The organism is Oscillospiraceae bacterium, from assembly GCA_009780275.1.
Classification (GTDB): Bacteria; Bacillota; Clostridia; order Oscillospirales; family UBA929; genus WRAI01.
In genome coordinates this window covers 19,386-43,629 of record WRAI01000016.1, presented here as the reverse complement: position 1 = coordinate 43,629, position 24,244 = coordinate 19,386, and the positions used below count along the sequence as shown (strand labels likewise).

Sequence of the window (24,244 nt, the reverse complement as noted above, 5' to 3'; positions counted from 1 at the left end):
GGCATCAACCTTGAAAGAAGTGATTTCATGTCTATCATCATCGGCATTGACGTCGGCGGCTCGACGACCAAAATCGTCGGCATGCGCGACGGCACCATGCTCCAACCCCTGCTCGTGCGCGCTGATGACGCTCTTACCAGCGTTTACGGCGCATTTGGTAAACTATTGAGCGAAAATAAGCTATCTCTGCACGACATTGAGCGCGTGATGATTACGGGTACGGGAAACAGCTATGTGGAAGGGCCGTTGTATGACCTGTCGACCTATCGCGTCAATGAATTCCAAGCCATCGGCAAAGGTGGTTTGACCCTGAGCGGCATGGACAAGGCACTCATTGTCAGCATGGGCACCGGTACGGCGTTTGTGCTGGCTGAGGGCGACGATTGGACGCACTTGGGCGGCACCGGCGTCGGTGGCGGCACATTGCTGGGCTTGGGCTACGAGCTACTCCATGTGCGCGGCTTTGATGCCGTGATGGAAATGGCCTTGCAGGGCGACTGCCACAAAGTCGACCTGCGCATCGGCGATATCAGCATCGGCGAATCGACAGGCTTGCCGCCTGATATTACCGCTTCAAATTTCGGTAAAATTGAAGACATGGCAACTAAGAACGACACCGCCGCCGGCATCGTCAACATGGTCATCGAAACCATCGGCATGACATCACGGTTCGCGGCGCGGTCAGTAGGGATTAAAAACATTGTGCTGATTGGCAATCTATCCGTTTCTCCGCTGGGGCGTAATATTTTCGACAGACTGGAAGTGCTGTTTGATGAGCGGTTTGTGATACCTGAGAATGCCGAATTTGCCACGGCGATTGGGGCGGCGAAATCGCCGGCGGTTGAATAGGGGACAATGGTAATTGGCGAAGGACTTACTGCCCAAAGAGTCACGGTAGAAACACTCGCTACATCACGCATACTCGCGCCATGTGGGCGGAATATTTATATTATTTGCACGGAGAACAGGATATGAATAAGATGGTGAACCCTTATATAAATTACCTGCTGGATAATGAGCCATCTCCGTTTTGTGAGTATATTATCGAAAAAGAATTATTACAATCCGATGCGCAGACCATATATGACGCATATGAATGGACGAAAAGGTTCACGTTGTACACAGAAATGGCGGAGGAGCAGTTTCCGGACGGTTCGTGGGGCGATTTTTACCCAATGGACACAAGCCCTTCCGCAAGGAAAAAGCATAAAATAACTGACAGGTCCACAATCAGGCGATTACACGACTTGTCACTTCCAGTCGATGATGAGATGGTCGCTAAAACCCTTAAATTATGCCGTGAAATTATCACTGGCGAGTTCACGTGTGATAATCGGCGAGGTGACCGCGCCACGCATATTTCCCCGGCTTGCAATGTTTTATACAGCTTCTGTCCTAATGACCCGCTTGTCGCGAAAATACAGGCAGAGCGGACGCTCAACGATGAAAAAGAACGCGCATATATGATTTATTGGTGGGACCACGGCCCGTTCGATGCAGTTAAACTCTCTGACTTAGTCATGCCCGATGACAAAAGCTTCGTTTTTTGGATGGCCGGACTTGAAGACGCCGCACATAACAGATATTTTGGCGAGTTCATGGCGCAATCTACCGTGCCGTTTTTGCATTCACTCTGTGACAGGCTTGTTAATCTCGACGATTCTATATCGATACTAACAAATAGATACTATTCCAAAGTTGGGCAATATAGCGAAACGTGGAATAACCATGCCATAAAAAAGAAAGATTTGCTGTTGAGGATTGTGCGTCTGCTGGATAAATGCGGCTAACTTCACAGTAAACAAGCATTTGCAACATCACCGCGAAACACAGCAGTTTATATTAAGCGGTATGCCATGTAGGGGCGGCAATCACCATATTCAAATAAAACAGGCGGGCATGGAAACCCGCCCCGACCATTTTACGCACTCGCTCCCCGCACCCTATGCGTCTGCAACTGCGCCATCACCAAGTTGTAATAAATGCCTTTTTTGCGCAACAACTCATCATGCGTACCAAGCTCCATACAGGTATGTTTGTCAATGACCATAATCCTGTCGGCATTGCGCAATGTTGACAACCTATGTGCAATCGAGAATGTTGTCCTGCCCTTGATCAAACGATTGAGGGCTTCTTGGATTTGAAATTCGCTCTCACTGTCAAGGCTGCTGGTGGCTTCATCCAGGATTAAAATCGACGGGTCGTTCAAAATCGCGCGGGCGATGGATAACCGCTGTCGTTCACCACCGCTGAGCATAAAGCCGCGTTCGCCGACGCGCGTGTTGTAGCCGTCGGGCGTTTTGCAAATAAAATCGTGTGCGTTTGCCATTTTGGCTGCCAAGATAACATCTTCTTCAGTAGCGTCAGGCTTGGAAAATTTGATGTTGTTGTAAATTGTGCCGGCAAACAAGAACGGCTCTTGCAATACCACGCCGATTTGATTGTGATAACTCTCTTGCTTGTAGTCGCGGATGTCAACGCCGTCAATGAGAATTTTACCCTCATCAACGTCGTACAACCGCATAATGACATTGATCAGCGTCGACTTTCCCGCACCGCTGGGGCCAACTAAGCCTATCATTTCACCGGGCTGCACTTCCAAATTGATGTTTTCCAACACTGGCTCATAGGACTTATACCCAAAACTGACGTTTTCGAGCACAACGTGCCCTTTCATGCGCTTGTCGACAGCATCTTCTGCGTCAACTTGATCTGGCTCTTCATCCAACACGTCACCAATGCGCTCCATGCAAGTCATTAGCGTAATAATGTCGCGCGGCAAAAAGCTCATCCAGCCCAGCGGACCGTACAACATATTGGCATACGCCATAAACTGCACCAGCTCACCCACCGTCATTGTGCCGCCTAAGATCAAGCGTCCACCGAAATAAATGACAATGCAAGTTGTCAGGCTCAACAACAACGTCAACAAGGGATAAAAGGTAAAGAAGAACTTTTCGTTGCGGCTGGAAACATCGGCAAATCGTCCTGTCAATTCGTTAAACCGCTCGGCCTCCGATGCCTCACGCCCATATGCCTTGACCACGCGAATGCCGCTGATGACATCTTGCAGGCGTGTGCTGATGTCATCGTAACGCCGCCGCTGCATACGGAAAATGCGGATGATAAACTTCCAAAACACTTGGTTGAGAACGATAATCACCGGCACCATCGCCAACAGGAGCAGCGTAAAGGCCCAGTTGAGGATAAACATGACAGTAATCGCGCCTGCCATTGTGATGATGTTGGAGAACAGGAAGGTCACGTTGTCATTGATAAATCGCTGAATATGCGCTGTATCATGCCCCACGCGCGCAATAATTTCACCGGCCTTGCGCTTATCAATAAACGCTAGTGATAGTTCCTGAATTTTATGGTACAACGACTGCCGTAAATCGGCTGTAATATCGGCACCCAGTCGTACTGTCATGCGAAATCGCATGTACATTGTGAAAATATTGAAGAACGCAATCGAGCTGATGACGGCGATAAAGACAATCAAGCTGCGCACCATTGTCGGTGTTGCGCCATCACCATGGTATTGATCGAGCGTACCGTCGATGAAGTTCTTAAAAAATTCCTGTTGCCAAATCATAATGCCGGCACCTACCAGCATCATCAAGGAAATCATCGCCACCCGTTTCCAATGCGGTTTGCAGACTTCCAAAAGCCGTTGTATTGAACGACTACGCCCATCGCACTTCGGACAATGGCGTGTGCCACGCAGAGCGAGTCCGCACAACGGACAATGGTTTTCCACCTCGGTGCTCTCAATCAAGTGCGAGCCGCCCTTGACAAAGACACGGACGCCTCGTGCAACAAAGGAAAACCGTGACATATGCCGCATGCCGTAACGCAAAATAACTGTCTTTTCGCCATCTTTCTCAACGTACAAAAACCCGCACCCAACACCGGCTTCCGATTTAATTTCGTCAATGTCAGCATAGTGGAATTGCCGAACAATTTCGCCATCTAAGAAGACCGTCAACGCCGTACGCGTCGCGGCAAACCAACCGTTCTCAATGTAATTACCCGCCATATCAATATCAAACGGCGCACAATATTGTATGTCGTTATCTTCCAGCAGCGAGAATTCTCGCTCTGGCAACTTAAATCTTAGTCTCATGAAAATCTCCCAGATTGCAGGGCACGGCGACCTCGACACACCGTGCGCACTAAAGCAAACAATACAGTATAGTTATTGCTGCGGCGCGTCGAGGTCGCCGCGCCCTACGATTTTGTCCCAATACGTTTTTGCCGCTTGCTCAACTTTGTTGTCACCATAGCTATAATACGCCACACAATCCAGCGCGTCAGGCAAATATTGCTGTTTCACATAATGGTTGGGAAAATTGTGCGGGTACTGATACGTCACACCACGCCCCAGATTTGCCGCCCCGCCGTAATGCGAATCCCGCAAATGTTGCGGCACTTCGCCGCCACGCCCTTGCTCAATATCGGACATTGCCGTGCCCAACGCACCCGACGCACTGTTTGATTTCGGTGCCGTCGCCAATAATACAGTGGCCACCGCCAATGGGTGCATGGCTTCAGGCAAGCCCAATTGCACAGCACTGTCACAGCAACTTTTCACAATCGCGCACGCCTGCGGGTACGCCAAACCAATATCCTCATGTGCCGTAACGAGCAACCGCCGCACGGCAATCGCCAAATCGCCACCCAACAACAACCGCGCCAAATAATGTAGCGCCGCGTCAGGGTCAGAACCGCGAATCGACTTCTGTAACGCCGAAATAATGTCGTAATGCGCGTCACCGTCACGGTCGTAGCGCAATGCCGATTTCTGCACAACAGCTTCCGCCGCATCAAGTGTCAGTGTCGCCACGCCGTCATGCACATCGGCTGTTGAAACAAGCAATTCCACAGCGTTTGCCGCCTTGCGCATATCACCGCCACAGCCGTGTGCCAATATATCGCATACTTCATCGCCACATTCTACTTGACAATGATACAGTTTCCCCGCTCGTGCAAACACACGCGGCAATGCTTTCAGTACATCACCGGGCTCAACAGGCTTAAATTCAAAAACCGTCGAGCGCGATAAAATGGCGGGATAGACATAAAAATACGGATTCTCCGTCGTCGAAGCAATCAGCGTAATTTTACCATTTTCCATATGTTCGAGCAGTGACTGCTGCTGCTTTTTGTTAAAATATTGGATTTCATCCAAATACAGCAACACACCGTCCATTGCCATCATGGTATCAAGCTGCGATACAATGTCTTTGATGTCGCTCAACCCTGCCGTTGTGGCATTTAGTTTATACAGCGTCCGCTTTGTCTGCGCCGCAATGATGTTGGCAACTGTCGTCTTGCCTGTGCCGGGCGGACCGTAGAAAATTAAGTTTCCCGTATTGCCCCGCGCTATCAACTTGCGCAACAGCCCCTTTTCTCCCAAAATGTGAGATTGCCCGGCAACCTCGTCAAAGGCTATCGGGCGAATCTCATCAGCAAATGGCGTGTGATTATTTTGACTCATCTTGGCTGTTAATAAATAATTCTTCCGTCTTTTGTTGAGCGAGTTTCGCTTTTTCTGTTAACTCTACCAATTCCTTAGAAATTGAGTGCAACGAGTTTGTCGTTGTTTCCAACAGCTCAATGACTGTTTCCATACGCCCTGCGAGGTGATGGTACCTTGCTTTGTAATCTGCCATATAAACCTCCCATCATACGTTGCAGGGGACGCACACCCGAACGTCCCGTGCACGTTGAAACAAAATCAACTTATACGATGTAGGGCCTCGGGTGTGCGTCCCCTACAAATTTATTGCCAATCCCTATGCGTATAACGGATACCGCCCACAAAGCTCGTCAATTGTCGCTACAATCTCTGCCTTTTTGTTTTCAAAATCAGTTGCCGTCATATAGATGCAATCGGCAACCGTTTCCATGTCCGCCGTAGTAAATCCACGTGCTGTAACGGCAGGCGTACCCAGCCGTACACCGCTTGCCACAAACGGCTTTTCGGGGTCAAATGGAATGGCGTTCTTATTCGCTGTAATATGCACAGCATCCATACGTTTTTCCATCTCACGACCTGTGATTTTGAACGGCCGCAAGTCTACCAGCATCAAATGATTGTCGGTGCCGCCGGAAACAAGATCAAAGCCCTTAGCCAACAATGCTTTAGACAATGCTTGCGCGTTGTCTAAAATACGCTGCTGGTACACCTTAAAATCGGGCTGCAATGCTTCGCCAAACGCCACGGCTTTGCCTGCGATAACATGCATCAACGGGCCGCCTTGTTGTCCGGGAAAGACGGCTTTATCAAACAGCGGGCCGTCCTCTTCATTGCACAAAATCATACCACCACGCGGTCCGCGCAATGTCTTGTGTGTCGTCGTCGTCGTCACTCGCGCATGTGGAATGGGTGACGGATGCAAGCCTGCCGCAACCAAGCCGGCAATATGTGCCATATCGACAAAGAGCGGAATGTCCAGCTCCTTAGCAATGTCGGCAAAGGCTTTGAAGTCAATGATCCGCGGGTACGCCGACGCACCGGCGATAATCATTTTAGGTTGTTCGCGCTTGGCAATGGTGCGCACTTCATCGTAGTCGATCAAGCAGCTGTCCTCACGAACGCCGTAGAACACTGCATTGTAATGCTTGCCGCTGAGATTCAGTTTCATACCGTGCGACAGATGTCCGCCATGGGCTAAATCCATACCCAGCACGGTATCGCCCGGCTTGACAAGTGCGAAATGCACCGCCGCATTGGCCGATGCACCGCTGTGCGATTGCACGTTGGCATGTCCCGCGCCGAACAGCTCTTTAGCACGATCACGCGCAATGTCTTCCATCACGTCAACACAATGACAACCACCATAATAACGTTTGCCGGGGTAGCCCTCGGCGTACTTGTTGGTCAATACCGAACCGACGGCGTGAAGCACCGTTTCACTGACAAAATTCTCGCTGGCAATCAGCTCAACGTGACTGCGCTGGCGTTGCAGCTCGGCAGTAATGGCGTCCGCCACCGCAGGGTCTTTGGCCTTGATATAATCAATTTCTTGTTGAATTAGCATAGTGATATTCTCCTTAGTATTTATGTTTTATTGCTTTTTGCGATGTAGGGTGCGATATCTTCAGCGCGCCGTGCCGTCAACAGACGACAAAATCCATAAATCACAGGGAGTATCACCCTCGATACGCCGTCACGAATTCAATCATCAATTGCATTTTAATTGTCATAAGCGTATCTCCTTGTTTGATTTGCACAACCTTGATAGTATCACAGAATTCGCCGCATGTCAAAGGTTTATTGGGCCTCTCAACGTAATTTTGTGGTAAACTTTTTTACCTTTACGCAACACCACGCCGTTTTGCAATACTTCCCGCGCTATCGTCTGCGCAATATCGGCCACTTTCTGCTCATCCACTGTCACGCCGCCTTGTTCTATTAGTCGCCGTGCTTCACCTTTAGACTTGGCAATGCCACACAGCACCAGCGCGTCAATGACGGTCAGCGCGTCGTCCATCAATTGCGCCGCCGTGATTTCCGTTGACGGCATGGTTTCCGCTGCGCCGCCTGAAAATAGCCCACGTGCCGTTTCTTTTGCCTTGTTGGCCTCTTCCCCGCCATGCACCATCGCCGTCATTTCAAACGCCAACCGCTCCTTGATTTCATTGACAGCACTGCCTGTCAGCCCCTCGTATTCACGAATTTCGTCCATCGTCACGAAGGTCAGGCGTTTCAGATAGCGCAAGGCATCATCGTCATGCACATTGCGGAAAAATTGGAAAAATTCATATGGCGATGTTTTGCTTTTGTCCAGCCACAACGCGCCTTTTTGCGTTTTTCCCATCTTCTGCCCGTCATGCGTCAAAAGCAATGCAATGGTCAACGCATGCGCCTGTTTGCCCGATTTGCGCCGCACCAAGTCGGCACCCGCCAATATATTTGACCATTGATCGTCGCCGCCAAGCTGCAAGTTGCATCCAAACTGCTCATTGAGATGGTAAAAGTCGTACGCTTGCATAATCATGTAGTTGAATTCGAGGAACGTCAAGCCTTGCGCCATGCGGTTTTTGTAGCATTCGGCAGCCAACATGCGATTGACCGAAAAGTGCACACCGATGTCGCGCAAGAAGTCTAAATAATTTAACTTCATCAGCCAATCGGAATTATCCACCGCCATAGCGTCAGTTTTGCCGTCTCCAAACGTCATAAACCGCTCGAATTGCGCTTGAAACCTCTTAGCATTGGCGCGAATATCATCAATGGTTAACATCGAGCGCATATCCGTCCGCCCCGATGGATCGCCCACCATCATCGTGCCGCCGCCGGTCAATACAATAGGCTTGTTGCCCGCACTTTGCAGGCGTTTCATCAACGTCAACGGCACAAAATGCCCTGCGGTCAAGCTATCGGCAGACGGGTCAAACCCTGTATAGAATACAGCCTTACCGTTGTTAATCAGCTCGGCAACCTCATCGTCACCCGATGTTTGTGCGATAATTTCGCGGGCTTTGAGTTCTTCAAATAATGTCATGGTTTTTCTCCTTTGGTGTGTAGAAAATGCTCATATTATGCGCGCTATGTAGGGCGTAAACTGGATGTCACTGCTGCATGTGTTCCGCACCTAATACAATCCCAAGCCACTCAACAAGGTCATAAGCCACAGCAGTGCCATGCCAAACCAAATGTAAGGATATATTCTATTGGATTTTCCATCATTACGTTTCCGCCAATAATCACAACCCCAAAGCAGTGACCAAAGCATCACAACTAGCGATTGCTCGACTCGGAACAGCATATATGTGCCAGCAATCAGAGAATGCAACGAAATGACTACAACAAGGAGTGAAGTTGCGATAACGCCGTATTTAACATACTTTTTCATAGTGAAATAGCCTCCTGCTTGTTTATGGGATTGTCGTCCGTGTAGCCCGTGAAGTGACCCTCATATACATTTTCTACACTAACATTTCCCCAAACAAAAATACCACCCAGATCCGTAATCTGTGTGGTGTCGTCACTCTTCCGAGCTACTATGCCGCGCAACACAAATTACCATTACTCCTTGCAGTAATAGTTCCCCGTCCCGAAAACGTTGTTGCGTGTCATGGCAATGCCCTCTTTTTCAAAAGATGGTGGCAGTATATCACAGAAAACTTTTCCTGTCAAGCCCTCGCTACGCTCACAAACGAAAAAAATCGCGACTTTTGCGAAAAGGTCGGTTTCCGCAACCCCGCTCCAATTTTACCGGCTCACAGCGCTGGCTCTTCCCGGTTGTCAATCCCCGATTTTATATTTTTTCGCACTCTCTATAAGAGCTTTGGCATTCTCCAACGCCATGTCGCCCGTTGTGCCGGCACCCAACAACCCGCCGATTTCAGCAACGCGCCCGGCTTCATCTAACGCCACCACCTGCGTGTCGGCACGCCCGTCGACAATACGCTTGACAACGTGTAAATGCGTGTCGGCAAATGCGGCAACCTGCGGCAAATGCGTGACACACAACACCTGTTTCTGCCGCCCGATGTTGCTCATCTTCTCGGCAACGCGCTGCGCTGCCCGTCCGCTGACACCGGCATCTACTTCATCAAACACCAATGTCGAAATGCTGTCGCTCAACACATTCTGCAACGCCAGCATAATCCGTGCCAGCTCGCCGCCCGAGGCAATTTTATCCATTGGCTTTTCAGGCTCGCCGGGGTTGGTAGCAATCATAAAGCATGCCGTTTCACGCCCGTCAGGCTGATAGTTTCCCGTGTCAATCATCTGTGCTATAAATGAAACACGCGCCATGTCCAAATCTTGCAACTGGCCTTCGACTGCCTCTTTTAATGCATCCGCCGCCCTGCGCCGTGAGGCTGTAAGCGCGTTTGCCGCTTGCTCTAAAACACCTTCCGCCGCCGCAATGGCACGCCCAAGTTCAGCCAAGCGCATATCGGCATAGTCCAGCTTATCCAGCTCGGCTTGCAATGTCTCTCGCCGTACAACGAGTTCCGCCGCCATTACACCATGCCGCTGCTCGGCACGCGCGATAATGTCCAACCGCATTTCGATGGCTTCCAGCTCTTCTTCGGAAAACTCCACGCCATCGAATAAATCCAACGCGACTTCACCCGCGTCGCTCACCTCAGCACACAGGGCTTGCAATCGTTCCGCCGCCGCCGTCCACGCCTCGCCCATCGAAGATGTCGACTGCATGGTATCGGCAGCCTGTTCCAGCTGCGCAATCGCGCCATCAAGCTCATCGTCACCTTTCAACAACTCACGCACCGCCGCCGCCACCGCCGATAACTTACTGGCCGAACGTAAAATTTTGCGCCGCGCCTGTAATTCCTCATATTCGCCGTCCTGCAACGCCAAACGCTCTAAATCGTCTAAATGAAAACGCAATAAATCTATCCGCGCCCGCTTATCGTCTTCACTCAACCGCAAGGCATCGCGCTCACGGCACAACGCATGCCATGCCTGATACGCCTCGCCGTATGCCGTGCGTTCGGTGCGGTTGCCCAAGAAGCTGTCTACATAGCGCATATGACTTTCAGGGCGAAATAATTGGTAAGTGTCATGCTGCCCGTGAACACTCAAAATTAACTGACCCAAGGCTTTTAGCATAGCGACCGTTTGTACTTTGCCATTGACGCGGCAAACTGTCTTGCCGTCTGCCGACAACTCACGGCTAAGTAACAATTCACCATCGGGACACCCATCCATGCCGTTTTCGCTCATCCATACATTCACGCTATCGGGCAAGGCTTGAAAAAGAGCCGTCACAAGTGCCTTGTTTTGCCCTGAGCGCACCAATTCTTTTTGCGCCCGCGCGCCCAACGCCAACCCTAGCGCGTCCAAAATGATAGATTTACCGGCACCCGTTTCGCCCGTCAGCACGTTCAATCCATCGCCAAAAAACACGTCCACCGCCGTGAAAATCGCCATATTCTCGATATGTAAATTGCTCAACATAATAGACCTCGTATGTGGAAAGATATGTCTGGGAAAATGCTTATTAGGTATAGTATTTACTTATTCCAGTAATCACAACCTGCTTCTATTTTTGGTCGTCCATAAAATGGACAGCCGGTCGTATCTTCATGCTTACAACTACTACATTCGCCCATCTTCATTGCCTTGATGTCTTTCATTGTCAGAAATTCGCCTGACATTTTGCTCACTTTAATAATAAACACCCAAAATCCAGCCACAAGTACAATAGGAATCAGCCACACTAACGAGCTATTGACCATCCTGCCATAGATGAATACAAGTGGTGCAACAACTATTACCAAAATGGCAATGATACACATAAGAAGTTGAAATTGCCAATTACGCATACTCATTTCCTGCCTTATGTTTGATGTGTGCCTTGCCGTCTACCATAGCATAAAATATAAATTTCCGCTCACTTGAAATAAATCCACTATGCAATCAAATTCCCAATGTCCAGCGCAAACTTCTTCGCCGCGGCAACATTCCGCATGGCGACAAATACCGTATCATCGCCTGAAATCGTACCAACGATGTCGTCATGATGCAGCGCATCAATCGCCGCACCCGCCGCACTCGCCAGTCCCGGCATAGTTTTGACAACAACAAGATTTTGCGCGTGTTCACACGCCAACACTGCTTCGCGGAAAATGGCGTTCAGTCGCGACGACGCGCCAATCGGGTCAGATGGCGCGGCATAACGGTACAGCCCGCTTGCAGCGTCGAGCGTCTTGTGTAGCCCTAACTCCCGAATATCCCGCGACACCGTGGCTTGCGTGGTCGGGCAACGCATTTCAAGCAGACGTTGCGTCAATTGCTCTTGCGTAGCGATGACCTCGTTGACAATGAGGTCTAGTATCATTTTGTGCCGTGCATGTTTCATATCATTACTCCTCCATTACGGCGGCATTCTGCTCCTTGCCAAGCCGTTTTAACGCAAATTTCCCGAACACCCAAAACAGAACAACGCCCAAACCTCCAACCAATGTCACAATGCCTCCCAGCCTTAGAAAGGGCGTTCTGAACCAAATTTCTATCTCAAAATCCCCCTCGTCAAGCAAAAGACCCATAAATCCAATGTTGGCTTGCAGAATATCTGCCGGCTCTCCATTGACATGTGCATTGAACCCTCTGCTATACGGAACGCTGAAGAAGACAATTCCCGGCTCGCGCATGGTTATACTCCCACGTATTCTGCCGGCGTCATAACTGTAAAGCATCAGCGATTCTCGTGCATTGACGGCCGCTATTTCTTCAGCAAACCCGCCCATATCGCGCAAGTAGACGGCAATGTCTGCAATGACGAAATCCCCGTCGGTTAAGGATACACTGACAGAATAGTCGTCTTGCCATTCGGCCAAATAGCCCATGTTAACCACAAAAAAATTGTTCCAGTCATTGAATAAATTGATATCGGCAAAGGATTGAATTTGGTTGACGTACCCGCTTTCACTCTTTAAATTGGCGACAAATGCGCCGCGATGCGTCTTGTTTCTGATGTACAGCTGTACAAACACTTCACTGTCACTCTCCCGCGGAAATGTCAAATTAAATTCCCGCTCACAGGCCCACTCAATCGAAAGCCCCTCGCCGGCTGTCAGCATTGTCACATTGTCTATGCGATTGACATCAAAGCGACCCAAAGCAACGTCTTGTTCCAAAACAACTGCTTTTGTCAGGAGACTCTCTCTGGCGATGGGGTTGAGGGCGGCCGCTTGCTCTCGCGTTACAAACGACCGATACACAAACCCAAACGGCAGGGCGTTGCTGTTTGTATAAACTTGTGTGTGCCGGTTTCCTCTTGACCCATCATGTATATAACCATAAGGGGCAAGGAAAGTTTGCTCATTTTGCAAAAGCATGTAGCGATTGTTAAGAATGGCAAGAATATGTCCTCTGTTGTCGAATCCGTTGTATGACACGTTATAAAAATTGTGATGTGCATGAAAAAATCTTGCAAAATCAAACTTGCCGGCATGCATCGACGATACATAGGCGTTTGTGGCAAAATACCCGTCAATAAGACCTTCAGTGCCTAAATTGGGGCGTCGGACGTTAGGCCGTACGGCATTGTAACGTACCGGTTGTGTAACTCTGAAAAAGTCAAACGATCCGTCAGAAGTCGTGTGCGAAAAATTACGATACCTTGCATAATTGATTTGTGCGTAGTCACCCCATCTTAAAAACTCCCTTGAGTAAATTAAATTGAATGAGAAACCAAAAGCAATACACAACACAAGACCGACCGCTCCGACCTTTTTTGTATTTATTTTCCTCTTAAAAAACTGCTTTTGATTTTCGAGCCCATATACAATGACGTAAATACCGACCAGTGCCACCATATAGTTCCAGCGATTGTTTACATAGACAAACCCGTTCATCAAATATCCGACAAAAGGGAGAGCCAACCCGGAAACGCAGAACACAAGCATAATTTTCATTGTGATATTGCCCTTGCGCAAAAAGAAAAAGGGCAGGAATGCAAGGAGCAAGATATTGGCAAACGGCGGCGAAAAAACATCTAGTGAAGGCGTAGGCAAAAAAAGTCCGACGATGCCTAACGCTATGCTCTGAACGCTAAAAAAGAGAATGCCCTCCGCCCCTGCTCCCCTAGAGCTGTCAATAATCATATACGCGAATGGAAGCAAAACAACAGATGAAAGAATGATTCCCGTAAGATAGGCTGCCGCAAACTTGCCAAGCCGCAGAGTATACGCTGCCCAATTCTCGCCTTTATACAACTCTCGCATTCTGAACAGCACATATAGTGCGATAAACACGCTATTAAAGAAAAAGAAGTAATAGCCCATAAACGCATGAATGACCACAACACTCACGAGGAGACCCCATTTTCTATGGTTCTCCAAAAATCTCTCAGTTGCAATCACAAGAAGCGGCAACATCACCGCCCCCGCCGCAAAAAAATAGTGCCGTGTAAACGCAGACAGCATAATGGGCGAAAAGGCATACATCAATGCCCCCGTCATGGCGGCACACGGATTAAACTTGAAACGCCGAAGCATGATAAAACAGAAAAGCCCGGCAAGATAAAAGTGCAGCGCGACACTCAGAAAATGGCTGATTTCAATGATACTGTCCGGCAAAACAACCATTAAAACATTAAGTGGATACCAAAAATAAAATGCCAGCGCAGTTACCGAACAGTTTCCAAGCCCAAAATAGTTGCTGAACTGAAACTCTTGCCCCGAGAGCATGGCACCCCAAAGCCGCCCCGTTTCCATAACGAAAGGAATATGATGCCTATACCCGTCAATGACCCAGATGAACGTACGTCCCGAAAGCAAAAACGGTGAATAAACGGCAAAAAAAACACCCAAGAATAGTGACGAGTACTTAAAAAGCCATGAGCGCATCCAAAGTGCCGTAACGGCTTGTCTCATGACAATTTCTCTCCAATCCGTTCCATAAACCCGTTCTCTTTGACCCGCATCAGCGTTAGCTTCTTCGCCCATCGTGCCACAGTGACAATATCGCCTTGCCGCACAGCAAACGCCTCGTTGCCGTCCACACTCAACCATGCGTCAGCACGCGCACTGACCGACAACTCCAGTTTGCGCTCTGCTGATAAGACCACGCTACGCACATCCATGCGGTGCGGACAAATTGCCGTCACAAGCAAGCATTCGGCACACGGTTCAACAACTGGCCCGCCTGCCGACAACGAGTATGCTGTGCTCCCCGTGGGCGTTGACACAATCAACCCATCGCCCGTCACACGCAACAGCGACATATCACCATTCCGAACATTAATTTCCACCATCCGTGCCTCCGGGCCGCCACTCAACACCGCATCATTTAAAGCATAATCAGCGTAAATCTCCGTGCCGCCGCGCTCGACCGACAACTGCAACATCATGCGCGGGTCAGGCTGCCAACCACCGCGCAAAATACCGGGCAATTGTTCAAGTTCGGCCACTTCCAATTCAGTCATAAAACCCAAATTACCCATATTGACGCCAATAACGGGCACTCCCGCCTGCGCCGCACGTTTGGCAACATGAAGTAGTGTGCCGTCACCGCCGATCGTAATAATACACTGCACCCGCGCCAACACTTGCCGCCAATCGACATCATGTGTCGCGATAAGTGAGTCAAGACCGTTTTCCAACAACACTGCACACAACTTGTTTGTCACTGCCAAATCCTTATCCTTGTTGCCATTCGGGCAAATCAATACACGTTCGATCATCGTTATCACCTACTCGCATGTAAAAAATACTCGATATTCCCGTCACCGCCCGCAAGCGGCGAAATCTCGCGCCCCAGCACACGCCATCCGCACGCCTCTGCCGATTGTGCCACCGATTGCACTGCGATCTCCCGCACTGCTTTATCTATTACAACACCATGCTTGTTCTTGCGCGATTTTGATGTTTCGAACTGCGGCTTGACGAGCAGTAAAGCCAGTGCATTCGATTTTGCGTAAATTGCCAAGTAGTCGATAATTCTCGTCAATGAAATGAACGACACATCAACGACTATTAAATCGACCAACTCCGGCAACGCCAGTCCGCGAATATCCGTCTGCTCCATCGCGACAACACGCTCGTCGGCTCGCAAACGTTTATGCAACTGCCCCTTGCCCACATCGACGGCATAAACACGTGCCGCGCCGTTTTGCAACAGACAATCGGTAAAGCCGCCTGTTGACGCACCGACATCTAAGGCCACACGACCGCCCACGTCAATGCCAAAACACGCCAACGCATGCGCCAATTTTACGCCACCGCGCCCAACATAGTTGTGCGGCAGAGCTTTGACCTGCACATCATCGCTGTCAACGATTTTCATGCTTGCCTTGTGTGCAATCGCACCGTTCACTGTCACAAACTCCGCTGCAATTGCCTCTGCCGCAACGGTTCGGCTGGAAACAACCCCGCGCTGCACCAACGCTACATCTAACCGCACCATGCTTCCGTCAACTTTTCCGTCAAGCTATCCGTATCCAGCCCCGCCGCCGCGCGTTGTTTTGTAATTGAGCCGTGCGGCATAAATGTCTGCCCGAGATTAAACAGCACAGGCGAAAATTCACCGCCGCGCGCCGCGCACTCTGCCGCCATTCGTTGCCCAACCGAGCCGTTTCGCACAACATCTTCAATAACAGCAAAGCGTTTCGGCAACTTGTCGTGCAACGAATCGCACGGCAAGGGCGACAGCTTATTCAGTTTGATAACAGACACTTGCAAGCCCTGCTTAGCCAAACGCTCCGCCGTTTCAAGCGCCGTATGCGTCAGTGTACCGTAAGTCAGCAGGCAAGCATCGTTCCCCGGCCGCAATACGGCAAAGTCACAATCGGCATAATTTCCGTTGTATGCGCCCTCACCGCCCCGCGGGTAACGGATGGCCACCGGCCCTTTTAGGTCGGCCAGTGCCGCGGAGAGCATACTTTCCAGTTCATCCAGCGATGCCGGTGCGTAAAGCGTCAAATTGGGAATCTGTGACAAAAAGCCAACGTCAAATGTACCTTGGTGTGTCGCGCCATCCTCACCAACCAGCCCCGCGCGATCAACGCAAAAGACCACAGGCAAATTGCCAATTGCCACATCATGCAAAATATGGTCATATGCCCGCTGCAAAAAACTGGAATATACAGCCACCACAGGCTTTATGCCTTGCTTCGCCATTGCCGCCGCCATCGTAACAGCATGACCCTCGGCAATGCCGACATCAAAAAAACGCGACGGATATTGCTTGACAAACTGACAGAGCCCCGTGCCATCAGGCATGGCCGCTGTTATGGCAACAATTTTTTTATCATTTTGCGCCAATTTGCACAATGTTTTGCCAAAGCGATCGGAAAACGTTTCACCATTCTTAGCCGCCAAGCCATTCTGCAAATCAAACGCCGGCACACCGTGAAACGCCGATGGGTTCTGCTCGGCTTGCTTATAGCCTTTGCCCTTGCGGGTCATCAAGTGAATCAATACCGGGCGTTTGAGCGACTTGGCGTGGCGGAACAACTCCACCATCTCGTCAATATTATGCCCGTCAGCAGGGCCCAAGTAGGCGAAACCCATGCTTTCAAACAGAGAACTATCGGATAAAATAGTGTCACGCACGCCGCGTTTCATGCGATGCAGCGCACGGTTGATGGTCTTTCCACCCGGCAACGGGTCGGTCAGTTTATGATAGGCGATCTTCATTTTGATATACTGCGGGCGCGAGCGCAGCCGCGCCAAATGTTTCGACATACCGCCGACATTACGTGAAATCGACATGCCGTTGTCGTTGAGGACTACAATCAACGGCTCGCGACTATGCCCCGCATCGTTAATAGCCTCATAGGCCAGTCCGCCGGTCAGCGCGCCGTCGCCCAATACGGCAATACACCGCGCGTCAGAGCCTTTCAACCGCTCAGCACGCGCCATCCCCAAGGCAAGCGAAATTGACGTCGAAGCGTGACCCCCGACAAAAGCATCGTGAACGCTCTCATTGGGGCAGGGGAAACCCGACATTTCGCCCCATTGTCGCAGTTTATCGAAACCTTCGCGCCGTCCCGTCAAAATTTTATGCGAATAGGCTTGGTGTCCCACGTCAAAAACCACGCGATCAACTGACGTATCAAAGACTTTGTGCAACGCTACAATCAAGTCTACTGCGCCCAAACTGGGCGCCAAATGTCCGCCCGTCTGCGACACATGGGCAAGCAAAAAACACCGAATCCGCTTAGCCAGCCGTTCCAGCTGTGCCGGCGTCATTTTTTTTACATTGGCATCAAGTATATTCATGGCCACATTGTAACATATCCGGTATATTTATGCAAGCACAGCACGACGAAAGCATCGCACCGTGTGCACCTTGTATTGCTGCACCTGCACCCTTTTGCAATAGATTCAAATAATATAAATCCAAAGATAACATCTCCGCCGCAAAATATTCATCACTCACACGCATGACAATCCTGCGCCTGCGGTGACATGGCGCACAAGCTAGACGCCCCAAATTAAGCTCTATTGAAAAGAAAGAGGAAAACATTGAAATGAAACCCCACACTAGAAAAAGCAGAATGGAAGCGAGAATCAGACAAACCGCGCCAAACGCTATCATATAGCCATGAGGTTTCTTTTTCACAGTTACACCCTCTGTCATTTTTGCGTATTTAGGAAAGTTCTTTAACGTTTGTGATTATGCTAAAAGTGGGTGCACTTGTAAATATATGTAGGGCGCGATATCTTCATCGCGCCTTGTTTACTGCCGAGCAATCCCCTATCCCGGTAAATACTTCAACGGATTCACTACTTCCCCATCCTGCCGCATCTCAAAATGCAGATGCGCCGCCTGCAAGGCTTTTCCCGGCGCGCTGTCACCGATGGCCCCAATGACATCGCCCGCCGATACACGGTCGCCGATGCTCACGAACAGTGCGTCGTCAAGGTTGGCATATAGGCTGATCACCCCCCCTGCGTGACGAATGACCACGAGATTGCCCAACAACATATCAATGTCCACTCGCTCAACTTCGCCATCGGCAACAGCCATCACCGGTGTGCCGAGTTCAGCGTAGATGTCGATGCCGCCATGAAACCGCCACACACCCAGCGTCGGGTTATACGTCAGCTCGTCCTCAGCAAACATTGTGGGCAACGCTGCTTCAACCGGCCGCACAAAAAACGATACGGCAGCGACTTCTTGTGCCTCCTCATACTCGTTGATCACAGGCACGGGTGTCGGTGCAACGGTTGCCGCCGGTTGCGGTGACGGTTGTGGCGTCACATTTTCCGCAGAGCGATTTTCGTCTGCGGGGCTGGGGCGCGGCGAGGGCGACGAAATATTCCCCGCGGGCGGGGCAATGCTCGGGGTTGCCGCAGGAAAAGTCCACGGCGTATTTTGCACGGGATTTACGGTCAAGCTGTTGGTTGAGCGCATCAGTGTAAATCCGGCTACACCGATTACGGCAACACATAGCAATAATACGATGTAAAATCCCTTGCCGGTAAATTGTCCTGTGCTTCTGTCTCCTTTCAAGTACAACACCTCCAATTGGTAATGATGGTAGTATTGACCAGTCCGGCGATAATTTATACATTGACAACCCGGCACGAATGTGATATAGTGATTCAGCGTCACGGAGGAATAGTGAAGTGGTCATAACGGGGCGGTCTTGAAATGCGGTATTTTTTCTATCCGCTAATGGCTGAAAATCCTTGACACCACAGCGTTTCTGCTGTATCATAACAACTGAATATCTGCTGCTGTTGCCTTAAAGTGTTGCCCGATTTCTGAGCGGTCATCACAAGGTCAACGTCATACGGAGAGGTACCGAAGTGGTCATAACGGGGCGGTCTTGAAAACCGTTAGAGTGCAAGCTCACAAGGGTTCGAATCCCTTCCTCTCCGCCATCCAAAAAGTCAGCAACCATGCGGTTTTGCTGGCTTTTTTAACTGACGTGACTGGCTGGGTTTTCACTTGACATTTGCACGGGCTCTCTACAAATGTGCCTGGTGAAGTTAGAGGAATTGGCTATCCAGGGCCTGGGTTTTGGACTCCTCAAGGAACAAGATACACGCGGAAGAATGGTGCATAGTCGGGGGCCTACTCGTAATATCCAGTCGGGATATTTTTTAATGAATACTTTTGCGATTGGTGGAATGAGCGGCTCGCCCATCATTAACCCCGCTAACAATTTAGTTGTAGGTATCCAAAGTACGCTACTTTTGACAACAGGTGAGGCTCGCGCCATTAGAATTGATCAGAGTTGGATAGATCAAATAGCGTTGGTGCGAGGCCAATTACAATGGTGGGGTTAAATAAGGGGTATATTTTATGAAAAAGAGAGGGTGTATTCTTTGTGTAATTATCCTACTTGCTTTGCTTGCCGGATGTACACAGCCGGGTTTTCCTGAACCGGGTGAACTTTTTGAGTTCCCAACCGAAACTTGGCCGGAAGAGATAAGCTTTGTCATGGAGCATGAGACCTACCCCATTCGTTTTTCGCGTATTTCGGCGATATTGACAAATGCAACGGAACCGATAGACGAGCGGCATATTACAGTGAATTATGCCTTGTATCCTGGATTTGGCTTTACTCTTGTGAAACAAACAAAACAGGGATGGGGTGTTATTGAGTTTCCAGATCCTGGAGTGGCAGAGATTCGACTAATAGTGCAACAGCCATTGCGTTTTGGGGAAGTGGTTTCATATGCATTTCTTTATAGTTACGATTCTGCTGCTCCCATACGTCCACCTCATACAAACGGGCGCGGACTCGCTCCCGGCATATACCGCATTGTCACCGGTGCTCGTTTGATGCGGAGCACAGTAACGAGGGGCTACCCTGAAATGACACGAAGCACGGAGCTAGTTTGGGACGGCCCGGTTTGGACTGAGTTCGAGATTGTTGGGTAGACCATAATTAAAAATCTTTTGCATTATTACGCTTACACCCTGTAACAGGGTGTAAGCGTGGCATAAAACTGCAGACAAACGCTATTATATGGATAAAGGGGCACTACAGTGAACACTTTGAAAACATCAAATACAGTGGCGGAAAACAGCTTATCCGCGAATTTTATTACATTGCGGACGAATCTTGCCTCGCTGACGCCTATGATATATTTTCGATCGATTTGCCCCAACGCATAAAAGATAAAGTTGAAGCATTACACGAACGAGATGAACATATCGTACTCAAAGATACAAATAAGGAAGGCTATAATACAATAAAAGACAAGTCGCTATGTGGTTGCAAATGTGAAGTGAAAACCCAGCCAGTCACGTCAGTTGAAAAAGCCGCCAAGGCCGTGATAATATCATGGGGGACAACTCCTGACTGGCGCAGTGGTGCGTATCTGATGAATGTAGTCTATCGGGATGCATATCTCTCTCGTCCAAGTGCTGTGCGCGGGGAACACGAAAGAGTTCCTTTTTGGTTTGTTGATATATTCTATAATGGTCTGTATACCTGCTTTATGGCTTATGTTAGGGTTGGGGATTTTTGTCGTCGGTGTTTTTCCGAAAGCAGCTGCTCTCTGCTGGGCGTACTTTATCTATATCTTCATTGTCGGGTTCTTTGGAGACTTGCTGCACATGCCCTCGTGGGCAATGAGCCTGTCGCCGTTTCACCATATACCGCAACTTCCCTTAGAGAGCATGTGCACGTTTCCCCTGTTGACTTTGACTGTGATAGCATTGGCTTTAACTGTATGTGGACTGACGTTTTGCAAGCGACGGGATGTGATTGTGTAGCTAAATTGATTTCTCAATCATAAGTGAATACAACTCTTGTCAAAGCGTGTTCAATGTGGTATAATTGTTGCCAAGGCATCTTATGTAACACCAGAAACACAGCAGTTCAATTACGCCGCCAACGGAGCGCTGGTTTTCAGCATATCTGACGGAAGTCAGGCCATTTATTTTGTAAAGGAGAATACCCATGGAGCCGTACAAACGCCTATACCGTTCCCGCAAAAGCAAAATACTTACCGGCGTATGCGGCGGCATTGGAGAGTACTTCAACATCGACCCCATGATTGTTCGCATCATTGCCATAGTGGTTCCGGTAAGCTGGGTGGCGTACTTGATTGCTGCGATTATATTGCCCGAAGCGCCGGAGTGAGTTGGTGCAAACATGAATATATGGCATGATATCCGCGCCGACAGAATCGCGAAAGACAGCTTTATTTCTGTCATCGAAATCACAAAAGGCTGCAAAAATAAATATGAGCTGGACAAAGAAACAGGCATGCTTATGCTGGATAGGGTGCTCTACACAGCCACGCACTATCCGGCAAACTATGGATTTATCCCCAGAACCTATGCCGACGACAATGACCCATTGGATGTTTTGGTGCTGTGCCAAGAGAATATAGATCCCATGACACTGGTTGAAACCTATCCCATCGGCGCCATTATTATGACCGACCAAAATGAGCGCGACGAAAAAATCATTGCCGTTGCAAAAAAAGATCCGTTTCTAAACGTGTACAAGGATATTTCTGAATTGCCGGCACATATATCAACAGAAATCATGCATTTTTTTGAGGTGTATAAGCAGTTGGAGAAAAAAGATACCGTCGTCGACCAGGTGCTGGACAGAAAAGAAGCCGAGAAAATTATACAAAAGAGCATCGACAACTACAACAACGGAAACTTTGCGCGGAGGACGCCGTCATGCTAAAAAAATATGCCATGTACCTCTTGCGTTGGCAGTTGTCCACACCCATCTTGGCAGCAGTGCTATGGTTACTGGCCAGCCATACCTCCGCTTTGATTGCCACGATTGTCGCCAACCTTATCGGCGGCTTGATTTTCTTTTGGGTCGACCGGTTTATTTTTAAATCCAAAAACTTTTTTACCGTTTGGGAAACCCGCGCCGACATCGAATGCAGCGATTGCGGCGCAAAATGCCTCGGACATCGCCTTGTCAAAACCGACAATTACGACAAAACTGACGACAATACGCCGCAATTTCGATGCGCAGACTGCTCGGCAAAAAAAACCGAAGCATTGCGCGAAAGAGGGGTCAGCGTATAACATGAAAAAATCGGTTAAAATTATGCTCGTTTTGTTGGCAACAACAGTTGCTGCGTTTGCAATTGCTGTGGGGTTGTTTTTAGCCGCGCATGAGGATGAGCCGAATTACCCAACGATAACCGGCCCGCCGGCAAACAACTCAACCTCAACCACAGGGCAAGACGGTCGCCAACCGCCGGAACAAGATCCAATGAGCCGGGTTATTGCCGGCCGCGGCACGTCGTTTGTGTTGTTGCCAAATGGGGACTTGTGGGGTTGGGGCGCGAATGATACGTGGCGTGCAGCGTTTCAACCGATGACTGTGGGCCAAAATATTGCCGCCGTTTTGACAAGCCGGGAAAATAATTTTGTGCTTAACACTGACGGCGAGCTTTCATATTTAAGCGCATCGGGGTATTTTAATGCGTTTATGGATAATGTTCGCGCTATTGACGATGGCATGACGTTAACTAAAGATGGTGAACTGTACACGTGGAATTTTTCCCCGCATTCAGCAGAACGGCTATGGACGGACGTCGTTTCAATTGCCGCAAGAAGTTCGGCGGGTGGATATTTTATTACAGGAGACGGTGAGTTATGGTGGCAAAGTTTTTTGCTGCCGACACCGGTGATGGACAAAGAAAATGTGGCTATGGTGGCGGCCGGTCCGGACCATACGCTGATTGTTACCACTGACAGCGCGCTATATGCCCGCTACACTCGCTTTGATGAAAATCCGGCACACACACGGCTGATGGATAATGTTGCCTATGTTTCGGCGGGCTCTTGGCACAGTATGGTGATTACACGCGACGGCGCGCTGTACGGCTGGGGCAGCAACACTCACGGTCGTGTCGGTGACGGCGGCACTGTCAGCCCGATTCAACTTCATTGGCAGCATGAGATGCAGAACCCTCATGTAACAGACCGCGCTACGCCTGTTCGCATTATGGAAAACGTTGCACACGTTGCCGCCGGCGACACGCATACATTGGCGGTAACGCAAGATGGGCAAATTTGGGCGTGGGGCTCTAATCTCAACGGTGAAATCGGCGATGGCGCATTTTTGCTTGACCGTCATGAGCCTGTAAAAGTTGCCTTGCAGTTTGACTTTACGCCGACTGCGACGACACGCGGTGAGGCAATCAATGCCTACTATGAATTTTTGACCGAACTTTGGGAAATTCACGGTGAAGTAACAACAACAGACAATAATGGGCGCTGGCCGTATTACGGCGTTCTTCACGTTGAAATAATAGATGTTGGCGATGATATACCGTTGCTTTTGGTGACGTTTAGTATGCCGAACCAATGGGCACACGCTGACATTTATATTTTCCGATACATAGGACGGATAGAACTTGTTCATCACGACACTACATGGATAGAAGCTGCCACTACTGTAACGTTTGAGGTCGGCGAAGGTATGGCACGGTACTTTGTTAGTGTAACTATCGGCGACGGCCCCATCGCCAGAACTTTTATGCGTTGGCAAGACGGTACATTTGAGACAATACTAACAACCTGGCATAACCCTTGGGGCGCAGACGATACCGGCGAGTCGTCAAGCTACTACGTCAATGACGAATCCGTCACACAAGCGCAATACGATCAAGCAATCGCTGCACTCGGCATTGTCAATTTCCGCGAAATTACCTGGAGCACACGCACCAACTTGCGCGAATTTATTGACACATTGCGGATGTGAGGTATTGACATCCCGCTTGCTGCATAGTATAATAAAAATAATAAGAGCGGGGCAAAATCGCATCATGCGTTTTTGAGATGCTATTTCTCCGCTTTTTTTTGCTA

General features: G+C 49.5%; 21 protein-coding genes and 1 tRNA gene. 8 read left to right on the top strand and 14 right to left on the bottom strand.

All coding sequences use genetic code 11. The annotated features are described in order from the left end of the window. The first annotated feature begins 27 nt into the window (after nt 1-27). Both coaW and FWE06_06060 read left to right on the top strand, forming a co-directional pair. Complete coding sequence (gene coaW, locus FWE06_06065; GenBank protein MCL2546744.1) at nt 28-849, top strand: type II pantothenate kinase; 822 nt, start codon at nt 28-30, stop codon at nt 847-849. Between the two features lie 122 nt (nt 850-971). Then, nucleotides 972-1,790, top strand: a complete 819-nt coding sequence (locus FWE06_06060) for a hypothetical protein (protein MCL2546743.1) — start codon at nt 972-974, stop codon at nt 1,788-1,790. Between the two features lie 131 nt (nt 1,791-1,921). Here FWE06_06060 and FWE06_06055 read toward each other — a convergent pair whose 3' ends face one another. From FWE06_06055 to FWE06_05990, 14 genes are all read right to left on the bottom strand, one after another. Next, nucleotides 1,922-4,126 carry an ABC transporter ATP-binding protein/permease gene (locus tag FWE06_06055; GenBank protein MCL2546742.1) on the bottom strand — a complete coding sequence of 735 codons (2,205 nt, stop codon included), beginning with the start codon at nt 4,124-4,126 and terminating at the stop codon, nt 1,922-1,924. Between the two features lie 72 nt (nt 4,127-4,198). Beyond that, complete coding sequence (locus FWE06_06050; GenBank protein ID MCL2546741.1) at nt 4,199-5,500, bottom strand: replication-associated recombination protein A; 1,302 nt, start codon at nt 5,498-5,500, stop codon at nt 4,199-4,201. Beyond that, nucleotides 5,487-5,675 (bottom strand): hypothetical protein, encoded by a 189-nt coding sequence (locus FWE06_06045; protein ID MCL2546740.1) that lies wholly within the window; start codon nt 5,673-5,675, stop codon nt 5,487-5,489. The genes FWE06_06050 and FWE06_06045 overlap by 14 nt, the downstream gene beginning before the upstream one ends. A 123-nt stretch (nt 5,676-5,798) precedes the next feature. Further along, nucleotides 5,799-7,028, bottom strand: coding sequence for a serine hydroxymethyltransferase (locus tag FWE06_06040; GenBank protein MCL2546739.1), 1,230 nt, complete (start codon nt 7,026-7,028; stop codon nt 5,799-5,801). A 243-nt stretch (nt 7,029-7,271) separates the two neighbouring features. Beyond that, nucleotides 7,272-8,513 (bottom strand): tyrosine--tRNA ligase, encoded by a 1,242-nt coding sequence (tyrS, locus tag FWE06_06035; GenBank protein ID MCL2546738.1) that lies wholly within the window; start codon nt 8,511-8,513, stop codon nt 7,272-7,274. 90 nt (nt 8,514-8,603) lie between these two features. After that, entirely contained in the window at nt 8,604-8,864 is a 261-nt protein-coding gene (locus FWE06_06030; GenBank protein MCL2546737.1) for a hypothetical protein, read from the bottom strand. A 392-nt stretch (nt 8,865-9,256) separates the two neighbouring features. Then, nucleotides 9,257-10,939, bottom strand: coding sequence for a DNA repair protein RecN (gene recN / locus FWE06_06025; GenBank protein MCL2546736.1), 1,683 nt, complete (start codon nt 10,937-10,939; stop codon nt 9,257-9,259). A 56-nt stretch (nt 10,940-10,995) separates the two neighbouring features. Next, a complete protein-coding gene (locus FWE06_06020) occupies nt 10,996-11,307 on the bottom strand; it encodes a hypothetical protein (protein ID MCL2546735.1) in 312 nt (103 codons plus the stop codon). 86 nt (nt 11,308-11,393) lie between these two features. Continuing rightward, nucleotides 11,394-11,843 carry an arginine repressor gene (locus tag FWE06_06015; protein MCL2546734.1) on the bottom strand — a complete coding sequence of 150 codons (450 nt, stop codon included), beginning with the start codon at nt 11,841-11,843 and terminating at the stop codon, nt 11,394-11,396. Nucleotides 11,844-11,847: 4 nt separating this feature from the next. Then, nucleotides 11,848-14,361, bottom strand: coding sequence for a YfhO family protein (locus tag FWE06_06010; GenBank protein MCL2546733.1), 2,514 nt, complete (start codon nt 14,359-14,361; stop codon nt 11,848-11,850). Further along, nucleotides 14,358-15,170, bottom strand: a complete 813-nt coding sequence (locus FWE06_06005) for an NAD(+)/NADH kinase (GenBank protein MCL2546732.1) — start codon at nt 15,168-15,170, stop codon at nt 14,358-14,360. The genes FWE06_06010 and FWE06_06005 overlap by 4 nt, the downstream gene beginning before the upstream one ends. A 5-nt stretch (nt 15,171-15,175) precedes the next feature. Continuing rightward, a complete protein-coding gene (locus FWE06_06000) occupies nt 15,176-15,892 on the bottom strand; it encodes a TlyA family RNA methyltransferase (protein ID MCL2546731.1) in 717 nt (238 codons plus the stop codon). Next, nucleotides 15,880-17,709: a 1-deoxy-D-xylulose-5-phosphate synthase gene (gene dxs / locus FWE06_05995; GenBank protein ID MCL2546730.1), complete on the bottom strand. Its 1,830-nt coding sequence runs from the start codon at nt 17,707-17,709 to the stop codon at nt 15,880-15,882. Before dxs ends, FWE06_06000 begins: the two co-directional genes overlap by 13 nt. 478 nt (nt 17,710-18,187) lie before the next feature. Continuing rightward, the gene (locus FWE06_05990; GenBank protein ID MCL2546729.1) at nt 18,188-18,946 is read right to left on the bottom strand and encodes a M23 family metallopeptidase; all 759 of its coding nucleotides are present in this window, start codon (nt 18,944-18,946) and stop codon (nt 18,188-18,190) included. A gap of 285 nt (nt 18,947-19,231) precedes the next feature. On the opposite strand from FWE06_05990, the gene FWE06_05985 reads away from it, so the two are divergent. The 6 genes from FWE06_05985 to FWE06_05960 all read left to right on the top strand — a co-directional run bounded on the left by FWE06_05985 (nt 19,232) and on the right by FWE06_05960 (nt 24,140). Further along, a tRNA-Ser gene (locus FWE06_05985) sits at nt 19,232-19,320 on the top strand. Nucleotides 19,321-19,744: 424 nt separating this feature from the next. Next, nucleotides 19,745-20,326 (top strand): hypothetical protein, encoded by a 582-nt coding sequence (locus FWE06_05980; GenBank protein ID MCL2546728.1) that lies wholly within the window; start codon nt 19,745-19,747, stop codon nt 20,324-20,326. A 1,027-nt stretch (nt 20,327-21,353) separates the two neighbouring features. After that, complete coding sequence (locus FWE06_05975) at nt 21,354-21,536, top strand: PspC domain-containing protein (protein ID MCL2546727.1); 183 nt, start codon at nt 21,354-21,356, stop codon at nt 21,534-21,536. Between the two features lie 12 nt (nt 21,537-21,548). Continuing rightward, nucleotides 21,549-22,097, top strand: coding sequence for an inorganic diphosphatase (locus tag FWE06_05970; protein MCL2546726.1), 549 nt, complete (start codon nt 21,549-21,551; stop codon nt 22,095-22,097). Beyond that, nucleotides 22,091-22,453 (top strand): hypothetical protein, encoded by a 363-nt coding sequence (locus FWE06_05965; GenBank protein ID MCL2546725.1) that lies wholly within the window; start codon nt 22,091-22,093, stop codon nt 22,451-22,453. Before FWE06_05970 ends, FWE06_05965 begins: the two co-directional genes overlap by 7 nt. Before the next feature lies 1 nt (nt 22,454). Then, nucleotides 22,455-24,140, top strand: coding sequence for a hypothetical protein (locus FWE06_05960; GenBank protein ID MCL2546724.1), 1,686 nt, complete (start codon nt 22,455-22,457; stop codon nt 24,138-24,140). The last annotated feature ends 104 nt before the right edge of the window (nt 24,141-24,244 follow it).